The organism is Mycolicibacterium elephantis DSM 44368, assembly GCF_004014805.1.
Taxonomy (GTDB): domain Bacteria; phylum Actinomycetota; class Actinomycetes; order Mycobacteriales; family Mycobacteriaceae; genus Mycobacterium; species Mycobacterium elephantis.
This window is the reverse complement of record NZ_ATDN01000008.1, coordinates 112,589-127,399: the sequence shown is the minus strand read 5'-3', so window position 1 is coordinate 127,399 and position 14,811 is coordinate 112,589. Positions and strand designations below refer to the sequence as shown.

Genomic DNA, 14,811 nt, shown 5'->3' with positions numbered 1-14,811 from the left:
AGGACTTGGAACAGAAGGGAATCTGACATTTTCAGGATTCTGAGGCGGCTGTGGATCCCGCTCGTCATCGCGGTCGTGGCCGTGGCAGGCGGGTTCACCGTGTCGCGGTTGCACAACGTCTTCGGCAACGAGCACCGCCCCACGTATGCCAGCACCGATACTGAGGAGCGCCGGCCCCACAACCCGAAGCACCTCACGTATGAGGTATTCGGCCCGCCGGGATCCGTGGCGGACATCAGCTATTTCGATGACAACGCCGACCCGCAGCGGGTCGAGGGCGCCCCGCTGCCGTGGTCGGTGGAGTTTCCGATCTCGGAGGCGACGGCCATCGGCAGCATCTCGGCGCAAGGAACCGGTGACACCATCGGCTGCCGCATCACCGTGGGCGACAAGGTCGAAGCCGAACGAGTGCGCCAAGGCGTGAACGCGTTCACCTACTGCGTGTTGAAGGCCGCATGACCCACGCCAGCGAACCCACGACGCAGCCGTTGCAGACGGCCAAACGTCGGCCATTCGTGGCCCGGATGGTCTATCGCTTCTCGGTGCCGATCATCCTCGTGTGGTTGGCGATCGCCTTCTTCCTGACCACCGCCGTGCCCTCCCTGGAGCTGGTCGAGAAGGAAAACGCGGTCGAGATGAACCCGATCGCCGCACCGTCGTTTCAGGCGATGCAGCGCATGGGTGAAGTGTTCGGAGAGGCCAATTCGGGCGCGGTGGCGATGATCGTGCTGGAGGGTGAGGAACCCCTCGGCGATGACGCGCACGCCTACTACAACGAGCTGATCCGGGAGCTGCGGGCCGACACCACCCACGTACAGCACGTCCAGGACTTCTGGGGCGATGCGATCACCGAGGCCGCTGCGCAGAGCGCCGACGGCAAGGCCACATATGTGCAGGTGAACCTCACCGCCAATCGGGATGGCACCTCGGCGAACGACTCCGTGCGAGCCGTGCGGGAGATCGTGGAGCGGACGTCCCCGCCGCCCGGTGTGCAGGCCTACGTCACCGGCCCCGCCGCGTTCGCCGCGGATCTCGGCCCTGCAGGCAACCGGACGGTCGCCCTCGTGACCTCGTTGAGCTTCACGGTGATCTTCACGATGTTGCTGCTGGTCTACCGATCGGTGATCACCGTCGCCCTTCTGCTCGTGATCGTCGTCGTCGAGTTGCTGGTCGCCAGGGGGACGGTCGCATTACTGGGCGATCTACAGGTCATCGGCATCACGACGTTTGTGGTCAACCTGCTGGTGCCGCTCGCGATCGCCGCCGGAACCGATTACGGCATCTTCTTCACCGGCCGCTATCAGGAGGCACGTCAAGCCGGCGAGGACCGGGAATCAGCGTTCTACACCACCTACCACAGCGTGGCCAAGGTGGTGGTGGCGTCGGGCCTCACGATCGCCGGAGCGGTGCTGTGCCTGCGGTTCACCAGGCTGCCCGTCTACCAGACGTTGGGTGTTCCCACCGCGGTCGGCATGGTCGCCGCGGTGCTGGTGGCCGTCACGCTGGTGCCGGCCGTGATCGCCGCGGGCAGTCGCATCCGGTTGTTCGAACCGAAGCGGAAACTCGCGGTCCGTCGGTGGCGCCGGATCGGTACGGCGATCGTTCGGTGGCCCGCACCCATCCTGGCCGCGACTCTGGCCATTTCGCTCATCGGTCTCCTGGCGTTGCCGGGTTACCAGGCCAGTTACAACGACCAGAAATATCTTCCGCAAGACATTCCCGCCAGCGTGGGATACGCGGCCGCTGAGCGACATTTTCCCCAGTCGCTGATGATGGCCCCCGACATTCTGCTGGTCGAGGCCGATCACGACATGCGCAATCCAGCGGACTTCCTGGTGTTGAACAAACTCGCCAAGGCCGTTCAGGCCGTGGAAGGCGTGTCGCGGGTGCAAGCCATCACCCGCCCGGGCGGAGAACCGCTCAACAACACCACGATTCCGTTCATGCTCAGCATGAGCAGCGCGAGCCAGTCGCAGTTGATCCCTTTCCAGCGGGCGCGCATGGACGACCTGCTCGTGCAGGCCGACGACATGCTCGAGACGATCGCGATCATGCAGCGGATGCAGGCGCTGACCGAGGAAATGGTCGACACGACTCATGAGATGGTCGCGAACACGCATGAACTGGAAGACATCACGAACCGGTTGCGCGACAACGTAGCCAACTTCGACGACTTCTTCCGGCCGATCCGGAACTACCTGTATTGGGAGCCGCACTGTTACAACATTCCGCTGTGCTTCGCGGTCAGGTCCGTCTTTGACACGCTCGACGGCGTCGACCAGATCACCGTCAAACTTCGCGGGCTGGTCGAAAACCTGGATCGACTGGATCAGCTTCTGCCGCAGATGGCCGAGCAGTTCCCGGTGATGATCCAGACCATGCGAGATACCCGACAGATGATGCTGACGATGCACAGCACCATGTCCGGGATCCTCTCGCAGATGGAGGAGACCACCGAGAACGCCACCGCGATGGGCAAGGCGTTCAACGCCGCCAAGAACGACGACTCGTTCTATCTTCCGCCGGAGATTTTCGAGAACGAAGACTTCAAGCGCGTCATGGATGTCTTCCTGTCACCGGACGGCAAGGCCGCGCGCATGCTCATCTCCCAGCGGGGCGACCCCGCGACGACGGAGGGGATGTCGCGCGTCGACCCGATCATGACCGCCGCGGAGGAGGCGCTCAAGGGAACGCCGCTGCAAAGCGCCGACATCTACCTCACCGGCACCGCGGCGTCGGTCAAAGACATCGTCGAAGGCTCGACCTACGACCTGTTGATCGCGGCGACAGCGGCGCTCTGTCTGATCTTTTCCATCATGCTGATCATCACGCGCAGCTTCATCGCGGCCCTGGTGATCGTTGGGACGGTGGCGCTTTCGCTGGGCGCGGCGTTCGGGATGTCGGTGCTGATCTGGCAGCACATCCTTGGGATCCCGCTGAACTGGGTCGTGCTGGCGATGTCGGTGATCATCCTGTTGGCGGTCGGGTCGGACTACAACCTGCTGCTGGTGTCACGGATGAAAGAGGAGATCGGCGCCGGGTTGAACACCGGCATCATCCGGGCCATGGGCGGCAGCGGCAAGGTGGTGACGACTGCGGGTCTGGTCTTCGCCTTCACGATGCTGTCGATGGTGGTCAGCGACCTGCAGACCATCGGCCAGCTCGGTTCCACGATCGGGGTCGGGCTGCTGTTCGACACGTTGGTGGTGCGCGCGTTCATGACGCCGTCGATCGCGGCGCTGCTGGGGCGGTGGTTCTGGTGGCCGCTGCGGGTGCACCCGCGCCCCGTCGCCGCAGCACGGCGCGGACGAGACCCACGGCCGCTGGTGCGTTCCCTTCTGCAAAGGGACGAGCGCTAGCGGCGATGAACGCGTATACCTCCTTCCCGGTGAAGGCCGCATGAGCGACCTGAAGGTCGACCAGGGCCGGTCACTGGTCGCCCGGATCATCTATCGGTTGGCGGTGCCGATCATCATCGGCTGGTTGGCCCTCATCGCCGTGGCGACCTTCGTGATTCCGTCGCTGGAACAGGTCGGCCGGGAAAGCTCCGTGTCGGTGATTCCCAAGGACGCACCGTCGTTCAAAGCCATGCAGCGCATGGGTGAGGTGTTCGAAGAATCCGATTCCGACAGCATGGCGATGATCGTGCTGGAGGGCCAGGAGCCGCTCGGCGAAGAGGCACACCTCTATTACGACGAGTTGATCCGCGAGCTGAGGGCCGACACCAGGCATGTGCAGCACGTCCAGGATTACTGGGGTGATTCGCTCACGGCGTCCGGCGTGGAGAGCCCCGACCGGATGGCTGCCTACGTGCAGCTGAACCTTGCCGGGAACCAGGGCGAATTGCTGGCCAACGAGTCCGTGGAAGCGGTCCGCGACATCGTGGAACGCACACCGGCGCCGCCGGGGGTCAAGGCCTACGTCACAGGCCCGGCGCCGTTGGTTGCCGACATGAACCACGCGGGCGACAAGTCGATCATCACGATCACCCTGGTGACCCTCGCGGTGATCTTCACGATGTTGCTTTTCGTGTACCGCTCGATCACCACCGTCATCCTCCTGCTACTCATGGTGGGAATCCAGGTGCAGGCGGCCAGGGGAGTCGTCGCGTTCCTCGGCGATCAGGGCATCCTCGGGCTTTCGACGTTCGCGGTCAACCTGCTGGTGTCCCTCGGCATCGCCGTCGGCACCGATTACGGCATCTTCTTCACCGGCCGCTATCACGAGGCCCGCCAAGCCGGCGAGGACCGGGAAACGGCGTTCTTCACCACCTATCGCAGCGTGGCCAAGGTGGTGCTGGCCTCAGGTTTGACCATCGCGGGCGCCATCTTCTGTCTCAACTTCACCCGGCTGCCGTACTTCCAGACGATGGGCATTCCCTCCGCGGTGGGTATGGTCGTCGCGGTCGCGGTGGCACTGACGTTGATTCCGGCCGTGATCGCCGTCGGAAGCCGCTTCGGGCTGTTCGAGCCCAAACGCAAGGTGATGGTCCGCCGATGGCGACGGTTGGGGACGGCCATCGTCAGGTGGCCTGCGCCCATCCTGATCGGGTCGTGCGCGGTGGCGCTGATCGGGCTACTGGCATTGCCGGGATACAAGACCAGCTACGACGACCGGCTCTACGTGCCTCAGGACATTCCCGCGAACGAGGGATACGCGGCGGCTGAGCGGCATTTCCCGGAATCACGGATGATGCCCGACATCCTGATTCTCGAAGCCGACCACGACATGCGCAATCCAGCGGACTTCGTGGTTCTGCACAAACTGGCCAAGCGCATTTTCGCGGTTCCCGGTATCGCGTCCGTGCAGTCGATCACCCGGCCGGAGGGCACCCCGATCGAGCGCACCTCCATTCCGTTTCAGCTCAGCCTGCAAAGCGCCGGCATGATGCAGATCCTCCCGTTCGGAAAAGAGCGCGTCGAGGGCATGCTGGACCAGGTCGAGAACATGGACAAGATGATCAGCCAGATGGAGCGCACCTATTCGCTGATGCAACAGATCAGCGACATCACCAATGAGACGACGCTGGTCAACAAGGAAATCTCGGAGATCACCGACGAATTGCGCGACAACATCGCCAATTTCGACGACTTCTTCCGGCCGCTTCGCAACTATCTGTTCTGGGAACCGCACTGCTACAACATCCCGATCTGTTGGGCGATCAGATCGATATTCGAAGGGCTCGACGGCACCGACCAGATCAGCGTGCAGATGCACCAGATCCTGGAACAGGTCGATCAACTCAACTACCTCCAGAAGGAACTGCTCGTCCAGTTCCCGCCGATGATCGCGACCATGAAAGCCATGCGCACCATGCTGCTGACCACGTACAGCACCATGTCGGGCATGCTGGCGCTGGTCGACGACACGACGCAGAACGCCACCGCGATGGGCAGGATCTACGACGAGGCCCAGAACGACGATTCGTTCTACCTGCCGCCCGAGGTGTTCGAGAACGAGGACTTCAAGCGGGCCATGGAGCTCTTCTTCTCGCCGGACGGGAAGGCCCTCCGCCTGATCATCACGCATCGGGACGACCCGGGGACGCCCGAAGGCATCTCGCGCGTCGACGCCGTCCGCACGGCCGCCGAGGAGGCCCTGAAGGTCACTCCGCTGGAGAACGCCAAGATCCACCTGGCCGGTGCGGCCCCCACCTTCAAAGATCTACGCGACGGGTCCGCATACGACCTGTTGATCGCGGCGACAGCGGCGGTCTGTCTGATCTTTTCCATCATGCTGATCATCACTCGAAGCCTGGTCGCGGCTCTGGTGATCGTTGGGACCGTGACGCTTTCGCTGGCCGCGGCGTTCGGGCTCTCGGTGCTGATCTGGCAGCACATCCTCGGCATCGAGTTGCACTGGCTCGTGTTGGCGATGTCGGTGATCATCCTGCTGGCGGTCGGGTCGGACTACAACCTGCTGCTGGTGTCGCGGATGAAAGAGGAGATCGGCGCCGGGTTGAACACCGGCATCATCCGGGCCATGGGCGGCAGCGGCAAGGTCGTGACGGCCGCCGGTCTGGTCTTCGCCTTCACGATGCTGTCGATGGTGGTCAGCGACCTGCGCATCATCGGTCAGGTGGGCTCCACCATCGGGATGGGCCTGTTGTTCGACACGTTGGTGGTGCGCGCGTTCATGACGCCGTCGATCGCGGCGCTGCTGGGCCGGTGGTTCTGGTGGCCGCTGCGGGTGCACCCACGTCCGGCCGCCGCGGCACGGCGTCTTCGTTCCCGAGACTCAAGTACCCCCGTCAGCTAACGCTTTTCAAGGCGCGCGCGATAGAGGAGTGACGGGCTAACCCGTTCCCAAAAAGTTTGGGGAGATCCCGCAATGGCCACTAGAGTCTGTACGGTCGGGGATCACATGTCAGGGAGGAATTCGGTACATGATCCAACTGTCGATGACCAGGCTGGCTGTTGTGGTGGGCGGTGTCGCACTGTCGCTCGGTGCCGGGGCCGGCGTCGCATCCGCGGCTCCTGACCTGGGCCCGGCCATCAACACCACGTGCACCTACACGCAACTGGTGGCGGCGCTTGAGGCGCAGAACCCACAAGTCGCTGCGGCGTTCAACCAAACGCCGATCGTGCAGCGGGGCCTGAACGAGTTCCTCGCCGCCGGGCCGGAGCAGCGTGCGAAGACCGCGCAACATGTCGCGACCGCGCCGCAAATGCAGCCGTACCTCCCGGCGATCGAGGCGGCCTTCGCCACCTGCAACAGCTTCTGATCGCACCGCTGGCCGGAGCGGGTCGTGAGCCGTTGGGCTCCGCCTGCTCCGGGCAGCGCGGCCAGGGCCGGCCGATCAGTCGATGTGGCCGGTCAGGTCGAAGTCGGCCATCGTCCGCTTGGCCAGTTCGCGGAGGGCCGGCTTGGTGTTCTCGGCACCCGGTTGGTAGGCGCCGACGCTGATGAAGATCTTGCCGTTGATGCGCCCGGACAAAATGATCATTCGGCCACCGATCTGGTCGAGGAACCGCCGTGATTCCCGTTGGCCGGTCCCCCTTGCGTTCTCGTACTCGGCGGCGGTGCCTGCCGGGCAACCGATCAGCGAGTTCAAATCGCCGAGGTAGGAGCAGAACACCGGCTGATCGGGATCGGCCGGCATCCTGGCCACCATCCGCTTCAGTGCACGCTCAGGGGTGATTGCGGGCAGCCAGAGAAGCTGTTTGGTCTCTTCCTGCGTCTCCTTCATCGTGTGCAGCGTCTGCTTGATGGTGGCGCGGATGTCGCTCAGGTCCGTCGTCAGCGGGGTCGGGTCGACCTTGACCCGCGCATACGACAGCGCCATCGCACGCGTGTCCTCCTCGGTGCGGTCACTGATGGGAATCTGCAGGGTGACCGAGCCGTCATCGGCGCGCCAGCGTCCGATTCGCTCGCCGAACTTCGCGGCGAACGCCGCGGCCATCGTGTGGCTGGCTCCGCGCAGCGCTGCCGCGCGCGCATCCCAATCGTCGAGGTCGATGTAGATCGTGATCGCGGGCACGAGAACGACGTCGTCATCGCCGGGCACGGCGAGGGCTTTTGACCGACGTGGCCGCTCCCTCGGAGGTTGGGGACGGTCCTGCTTGCGTGCCAGACGTGCCGCCGTGGTGAGTGCCCGCGCCACCTCAGGAAGATCGCGTGCCGTCTGGCGGGCGTCCTGAAGCACTGCGCGTCCTCGCGTGCGCGATCGTGGCAGCGGATAGCCGAGCTCGCGGGTCTTGCCGAGGACCGCTTCCACGATCACCAGGGCGAGGCCGAGGCCGTCGATCAGGTTGTGCGAGAGCACCAGGCAGATCCCTGTCGAACCGTCGGTCATCGGAAGCACGCCGATATGCCAGCCAGGTCCCTTCTCGGGATCGATGGGCAGTTGGGAGCGCTCGTCCACCCAGTCGCTGAGTTCTGCGCGCGGACGGGGGGTTTCGGCGATGTCGATGTCCACCGGTCCTCGATCGACGACCCACCGATGCCGCGCTGTCGGCAGCACCGGGGGCTCGATGCGACGCCCCAGCAGACCCCGACCGAGGTAGTAGTGGAACCGTCGCAGCGCGTCGACGTCGACGGGACGTTTATACACCCACGTGACCTGGATGATGACGTTCATGTCGGCGGCGTGATGCTCTGCCAGCAAGGCTTCGTCCGCCACCGCGAGCCGATTGTCGGGCCGCGTATCAGCACGGGATGCGCGACGAGCTCGCAGGGATTCGCGCGCACGACGTATCCGCCCAGCCACCTATCAGCCTCCTTTGGATGCAGCCTGCAGTTGCGGCCTGTTCACGTTGCGGCAGAGGCGATCACACCGCCGCCGGCACGGTCTGCTCACTCGCCAGCGTATCGGCCAGGTGTTTGCCGAGCGCACGCGCGGTGTTGTGGGTGGCGATGGCCTTGGGTGTCACGCGTATACCGGTCTCGGATTCGATGCGGTTGCGGAGTTCGAGGAAACCCAGCGAGTCCAGGCCATGGTCCGGGAACGGGTGGTCGGGATCGACCGTGCGGCGCAGGATGAGGCTGGCCTGCTCGGCCACCAGGCGCCGCAGCCGCGTCGGCCACTCGTCTCGGGGCAGCGTCAGCAACTCCGCCCGCACCGCGGCGGTGTCGTGCTGCGTGTCACCCGCGGTCTTGAACGCTTCGGCGAACGGGCTGCGCCCGACGAGCGCGGTGAACAACGGCGTACCCGCGGTGGGCATGTAGCCGGTGTACGCGCGGTCGTGACGCAGCAGCGTCTGGAAGGCGTGCGCGCCCTCCTGAGGCGCGATCATGGTGGTGCGGCCTTCCTCCAGCGATGCGGCGCGGCCGATCTCGGCCCATGCCCCCCATGCGATCGTGGTGATCGGTAGGCCTTGGGCACGGCGCCAGTGGGTGAAGGCGTCCAGCCAGCTGTTGGCCGCGGCGTATGCCCCCTGCCCCGGCGAGCCGAGCAGCGCGGCCGCCGAGGAGAAGCAGCAGAACCAGTCCAGCGGCTGCTCGGCCGTGGCCCGGTGCATGTGCCAGGCGCCGTGAACCTTTGCCGCCCAGTCTCGTTCGATCAGGTCGTCCGTCACGGTCGCAAAAGTGGCGTCCTCCACCACGGCCGCGGCGTGCAGCACCCCGCGCACGGGCAGCCCGGTGGCGGTGGCGACGGAGACCAGGCGCCCCGCGGTGTCCGGCTCGGCGATGTCCCCGCATTCCACGTGGATCTCGGTGCCGCTTTCACGCATCCGCGAAATCGCCTGCTGCGCCGCCGCGGTGGGTTGTGAGCGGCTTGTCAGCACGATCCTGCCGCACCCCGCCGCAGCCATCTCGGCGGCGAGGAACAACCCGAGCCCGCCCAGCCCGCCGGTGATGATGTAGGCGCCGTCGGGCCGGAAGACCTGAGCCTGTTCCGGCGGCAATGCCACGGTGGTGTGTCCGCTGCGCGGAATGTCGAGCACCAGCTTGCCGGTGTGCTCGGCCGCGCCCATCACGCGAATCGCGGTGGCCGCCTCGGCAAGTGGGTAATGAGTGCGCTGCGGTGGCGCAAGTTCGCCGGTTGCCACCAGCGCGTAGACGCGGCGCAGCAGCTCGCCGACCCGCTCGGGCCGGCTTTCGACCATCAGCGCCAGGTCGACGTAGTGGAAGGTGAGGTTGCGCCGGAAGGGGTACATGCCCAGCCGGGAGTTGGCGTAGACGTCGAGCTTGCCGATCTCCACGAACCGCCCGTCGATGGCCAGCAGTTCGAAGCCGGCGCGCTGCGCGGCGCCGGTCAGGGAGTTGAGCACGATGTCGACACCGGCGCCATCGGTATCGCGGCAGATCAGGTCGGCGAACTCGGTGCTGCGTGAGTCATACACATGCTCGATGCCCATGTCCCGCAACATCTCCCGACGATCCGGGCTGCCCGCGGTGGCGAAGATCTCCGCACCCGCCGCGCGGGCGATCGCGATGGCCGCCTGCCCCACACCGCCGGTGGCGGAGTGGATCAACACCCGTTCGCCCGGTGCGATGCGGGCCTGGTCGTGCAACCCGTACCAAGCGGTGGCGTACGCGGTTGTCGTCGCCGCCGCCAACTCATCGGTCAGTCCCGGCGGCAATGTGACGGCGGTGCGCGCGTCACAGGTCACAAAGGTGGCCCAGCAGCCGTTCTTGGAGAAGCCGCCGACATGGTCGCCGACGCGGTGAGTGGTGACTCCGGGGCCGACCGCTGTCACCACGCCTGCGAAGTCGGTGCCCGGTCGGGGGAGAAGCCCTTCGAGGCTGGGGTACTGGCCGAACGCGACCAGCACGTCGGCGAAGTTGATGCTGGAGGCGCTCACCGCCACCTCGATCTCGCCCGGGCCCGGTGGGACACGTTCGGCGGCAACGAGTTCCATCGTCCCGAGGTCACCGGGAGTGCGGATCTGCAGCCGCACACCGTCGGTCTCATGGCTCACCGTGGCGGTGCGGCGCTCCTCCGGCCGCAGAGGTGTGGGCCGCAGCCGCGCGACATACCATCGGCTGCCGCGCCAAGCGGTCTCGTCCTCGTTCGAGCCGGACAGCAGTTCCGCCGCCACCCCCTCGGGGTCGTAGCCGGCGTCGACGTCGATATGCGTGGCACGTAGTTCCGGATGTTCGGCGCCGACCACCCGGATCAGTCCGCGCAGCCCGGCCTGGTCGAGGTTGTGCTCGTCCCGATCCTCGACAGCCTGAGCCGCCCGGGTCAGCACGAACAGCCGAGGCGGCGCGCCCGGTGATTCGGTGAGTTCGCGGGCTATCCGCACCAGCGCCGAGACGTGCGCGCGGGCCCGGACCAAACCGTCCTCGTCGACTTCCTCCGCCGCTGACGGGAAGACCACGACCACGCCGTTGACAGCGCTTGCCTTCAGCCGGCCGCCCAGCTGGTCCGCATAGGTCGCTTGGTCCCCGGTCTGCGGCCAGTTGAACCAGTCACACTGCGCACCAAGGGCTTTCATCGCATCGAGAAGCCTGGTCGGCAGGGTGGCCTCGACGTCGGAGGTGGTGATCAACAGCCACTCGCCGGGTTCGGTGTCGGCCACGGCCGGCGGCTCCTGCTCCTGCCATTCGACGGCGAGCAGCCGTTCGGCGAGGACACGTTCGGCGTCGCTTCCTTCGGCACTGCTGCCCAGGCGGAACCCTTGCATGGTCAGTACCGCCGCACCGGACTCGTCAAGGATTTCGATATCGGCCTCGACACCGGTCCGGTCCTGCGCGGTCAACCGGACGAGGCAGTACCGCGGTTTACCCGCCGTGTCACGGATGCGAAGCCGTCGCACGCCCAGCGGCACCAGCAGCGCGTCGTCGTCGGCCCTTTCGTTGAGGCTTGGATGCGCGGCGACGCACTGGAAGCCGGCGTCGAGCAACACCGGGTGGATACCGTAGGCGCTCTGTTGGGCCCGAATCGCCCGCGGCAGCGCGATTTCGGCCAGCAGTGTGGGTAGGTCATCGCCGGTGTGGGCGGCGACCAGGCTCGCGAAAGCAGGCCCGAGTTGAACCCCGCGCGAACCGAACAGCTGCCGTAGCTCATCTCCTTCGGTGCGGACCGGGTGCGCGGCGAGCAGCGCGGCGATGTCGTGCTGTGGCGCCGGCTCATCGTCGGTCACATGCAGGCGGGCGACAGCGCGCCGGATGTTCTCGCCTTCGCGATCGGTCACCACTTCGAAGTCGGCGACGCCGGGCGCGTCGACCGAGGCGAGTGTGGTTATCGAGGTCTGCTCGTCCAGCATCAGCATCTGCTCGAAGCGGATGTCGCGAACCTCGGAGTCTTCGCCGAGCACGGTGCGAGCGGCCGACAGGGCCATCTCACAGTAGGCCGCACCGGGGAGGGCGGCCACGTTGTGCACCTGATGGTCGGCCAACCAGGGCAGCGCCGCGGTACCGACCTCACCCTGCCACGCGTGCCGTTCCGGCTCTTCAGGCAGGCGCACATGCGCGCCGAGCAGCGGATGCACCGCGAGGCTTCGGGCGCCCAGCCCGCCCGCCTGCGGGCTCGCATCACCGGAGCCGATCCGCAACCGGCGATGCGTCCATGTCGGCAGAGGCGCGTCGACCAGCCGTCCACCCGGGTAAAGCGTCGCGAAATCGACTGCGGCACCGGCACAGTGAAGATTCGCCAGGAACTCGCGCAAGCCGTGCGGTACGTCCTGATCGCGCAACAGGCACGGCAGCGCTTGCGCCGAAATGTCGGCAGACTTCGCCGTCTGTTCCACGGCGCGGGTCAACAAGGGGTGCGGCGAGAGCTCCGCGAACACGCGGTGGCCGTCCTCGAGCGCCGCCTGCACCGCGTCGGCGAACCGCACCGGGCGGCGTAGGTTGTCCACCCAATACCGGGCGTCCACGACCGCCTCGCTGCGGGGATCGTCCAACGTCGCCGAGTAGAACGGAACCGAAGGAGTCGACGGGTTGAGCTCCGCCAACGCGTCGGCGAGTTCGGTGAGGATGGGGTCGACCTGCGGCGAGTGCGATGCGACGTCCACGGCCACCTCGCGCGCGGTGATGTCGCGGCGCTCCCACATCGCCACCAGATCCCGCACCGCCTCGGGCGATCCGCCGATCACAGTGGATTCCGGCGAGGTGATCACCGACACGACCACGTCTGACAGGTTGCGCGCGGCCAGTTCCTCGCGCACTTGTCGCGCGGGCAGCTCCACCGAGGCCATCGCTCCGGCACCGGCGATGGTGGCCAGGAGCCGTGAGCGGCGGCAGATGACGCGTACCCCGTCGGCGAGCGAGAGCGCCCCTGCGACGACGGCGGCGGCGGCCTCACCCATCGAATGCCCGACAACGGCGCCCGGGTGGACGCCGTGGGAGCGCATCGCGGCGGCGAGCGCGACCTGCATCGTGAACAGGGTGGGTTGGACGCGGCCGATGCCGGTGACCGTCTCGGGGGCCGACATGGCCTCGGTGACGGAAAAACCCGCTTCTGCGGCGATCAACGGTTCCGCCTCGGCGACCGTCGCGGCGAACACCGGCTCGGTCTTCAGCAGCGCCGCGCCCATCGCCGCCCACTGCGACCCCTGCCCGGAGAACACCCACACCGGTCCGCGGTCGTCCTGGCCGACCGCGGCCGGATACTCGATGCCGCTGTCGGCGACTTCCCGCAGACGCTCGGTCAGCTCCGCGAGGTCCGCGGCGACCGCCGCGGCGCGCACCGGCCGGTGCCCACGTCGACGCGCCAGGGTGTAGGCCAGGTCGGAGGCGACCAGCTGATCGGCGCGGGCGGTCACCCAGTCGGCCAGCCGCGCCGAGGTCCGACGCAACGCCTCGCTCGAGGTGGCGGACAGCACGTATACCAGCGAGCCGGCCGGGGCGGCGGCCGCCTCCTGGCGCGCGGGAGCAGGGGCCTCCTCCAGCACGGCGTGCACGTTCGTCCCGCTCAGCCCGTACGACGACACGGCCGCTCGCCGCGGCTGTTGCTGTTGACGCGACGGCCAGGGCGTGACGGCCGTTGGCACGAACAGCCCGGTTTCGATCTTGGCGAGATCGTCGGGCAGGCGGGTGAAGTGCAGAGACGGCGGGACCACCCCGTGTTGCAGGGCGAGTGCGGCCTTCATCAGCCCCAATGTGCCTGCGGCGCCCTCGGTGTGGCCGAAGTTGCTCTTGGCGGATCCGAGCGCGCACTTGTGGCCGTCGGTGCCGTATACCCGGGCGAGGCTGCCGAATTCGATCGGATCGCCCACCCGGGTGCCGGTTCCGTGGGCCTCGACCATGCCGACCGTGGTGGCGTCGACGCCTGCGGCCGCCAGCGCCGCGCGGTAGGCATCGGCCTGCGCCTCCAGCGACGGTCTGGAGATGGTCTTGGTGCGGCCGTCGTGATTGGCCGCGGTGCCGCGGATCACCGCGAGGATCCGGTCACCGTCGCGCACCGCGTCCGGCAGACGCTTGAGCAGGACAACGGCGCATCCCTCGGACCGCACGAACCCGTCCGCCGCGGCGTCGAAGGAATGGCAGCAGCCGGTCGGGGAGTACATGCCCAGCGCCGACCCGCACGAGTTCATGAGCGCGGAGATCATCGTGTTGACCCCGCCGGCCAGGGCCAGGTCGCTCTCGCCGTCGTTCAGGCTGCGGCAGGCCAGATGCAAGGTCAACATCCCGGTCGAACACGCGGAGTCCACCGTCAGCGCTGGACCGTGCGCGCCCAGCCAGAACGCGATGCGGCCCGACGCCATGCTGGGCGTGTTGCCGGGGTACGTGTACGGGTCGTGTACCAGGCCCGCTTCATAGGTCATCACGAGGTGGTCGTCATGGACCACTCCCATGAAAACGCCTGTCTTGGACCCGAACAGCGAGCGTGGATCCACGCCGGCGTGCTCGATGGCCTCCCAGGAGACCTCCATCAACAACCGGTGGTTCGGGTCCATGTGCGTCGCCTCATGCGTGCGCAGACCGAAGAACGACGCGTCGAAACCCCATATGTCGTCCAGGAAACCGCCGTATCGCGTCACCGACTTGCCGGGTACACCGGGCTCGGGGTCATAGAACTCGTCGATGTCCCAGTGATCGGCGGGGACCTCGGTGACCAGGTCGTCGCCGCGCACCAGCGCCTCCCAGAGTTTCTCCGGCGACTCGATGCCGCCGGGAAGTCGGCAGGCCATTCCGATCAGCGCGATCGGCGTGACGAGCGGGTCCCCCATATCCCTTCACCTTCTTTCGAGGAGCTTTTTTCACAGGCGCGGCCCGAGTCCGATGCGCGGGCGGTAGTTCGCGGAGCTGTTCGGACGGCCTTTCGCCCAAGGTCAAACTAGCCGAGTTGGAGAGAAGGCCTGACCGCTTTGCGCCGAGTTGTGGCGAAAGCTACGTCGTTTGCCGCCGGCTACCGAACCTGTGCGATCAGGGCTGATGAGTGCGATCGACGGAATCGGTGGTGGGGCAACGGTGTCCACG

General features: G+C 66.7%; 6 protein-coding genes. 4 read left to right on the top strand and 2 right to left on the bottom strand.

The annotated features are described in order from the left end of the window. Positions 1-36 precede the first annotated feature (36 nt). The 4 genes from MELE44368_RS07550 (at position 37) to MELE44368_RS07535 (ending at position 6,724) form a co-directional block, all read left to right on the top strand. The gene (locus MELE44368_RS07550) at positions 37-459 is read left to right on the top strand and encodes an MmpS family transport accessory protein (protein WP_234785107.1); all 423 of its coding nucleotides are present in this window, start codon (positions 37-39) and stop codon (positions 457-459) included. Beyond that, positions 456-3,359 carry an MMPL/RND family transporter gene (locus MELE44368_RS07545; RefSeq protein WP_046750906.1) on the top strand — a complete coding sequence of 968 codons (2,904 nt, stop codon included), beginning with the start codon at positions 456-458 and terminating at the stop codon, positions 3,357-3,359. The genes MELE44368_RS07550 and MELE44368_RS07545 overlap by 4 nt, the downstream gene beginning before the upstream one ends. Positions 3,360-3,399: 40 nt before the next feature. Next, positions 3,400-6,258 carry an MMPL/RND family transporter gene (locus MELE44368_RS07540; RefSeq protein WP_128107933.1) on the top strand — a complete coding sequence of 953 codons (2,859 nt, stop codon included), beginning with the start codon at positions 3,400-3,402 and terminating at the stop codon, positions 6,256-6,258. 127 nt (positions 6,259-6,385) lie between these two features. Continuing rightward, on the top strand, positions 6,386-6,724 hold the full coding sequence (locus tag MELE44368_RS07535; protein ID WP_128107932.1) for a hemophore-related protein: 339 nt from the start codon (positions 6,386-6,388) through the stop codon (positions 6,722-6,724). Positions 6,725-6,799: 75 nt separating this feature from the next. On the opposite strand, the gene MELE44368_RS07530 is transcribed toward MELE44368_RS07535, so the two are convergent. Both MELE44368_RS07530 and pks2 read right to left on the bottom strand, forming a co-directional pair. After that, the gene (locus MELE44368_RS07530) at positions 6,800-8,209 is read right to left on the bottom strand and encodes a hypothetical protein (protein WP_128107931.1); all 1,410 of its coding nucleotides are present in this window, start codon (positions 8,207-8,209) and stop codon (positions 6,800-6,802) included. A gap of 61 nt (positions 8,210-8,270) precedes the next feature. Then, complete coding sequence (pks2, locus tag MELE44368_RS07525; RefSeq protein WP_128107930.1) at positions 8,271-14,561, bottom strand: sulfolipid-1 biosynthesis phthioceranic/hydroxyphthioceranic acid synthase; 6,291 nt, start codon at positions 14,559-14,561, stop codon at positions 8,271-8,273. Positions 14,562-14,811 lie beyond the last annotated feature (250 nt).

What these genes read in the sequence shown, in the direction of transcription:
- MELE44368_RS07540 (WP_128107933.1), top strand. Translation starts at nt 3,400, where the DNA reads ATGAGCGACCTGAAGGTCGACCAGGGCCGGTCACTGGTCGCCCGGATC.
- MELE44368_RS07545 (WP_046750906.1), top strand. Translation starts at nt 456, where the DNA reads ATGACCCACGCCAGCGAACCCACGACGCAGCCGTTGCAGACGGCCAAA.
- pks2 (WP_128107930.1), bottom strand. Translation starts at nt 14,561, where the DNA reads ATGGGGGACCCGCTCGTCACGCCGATCGCGCTGATCGGAATGGCCTGC.
- MELE44368_RS07535 (WP_128107932.1), top strand. Translation starts at nt 6,386, where the DNA reads ATGATCCAACTGTCGATGACCAGGCTGGCTGTTGTGGTGGGCGGTGTC.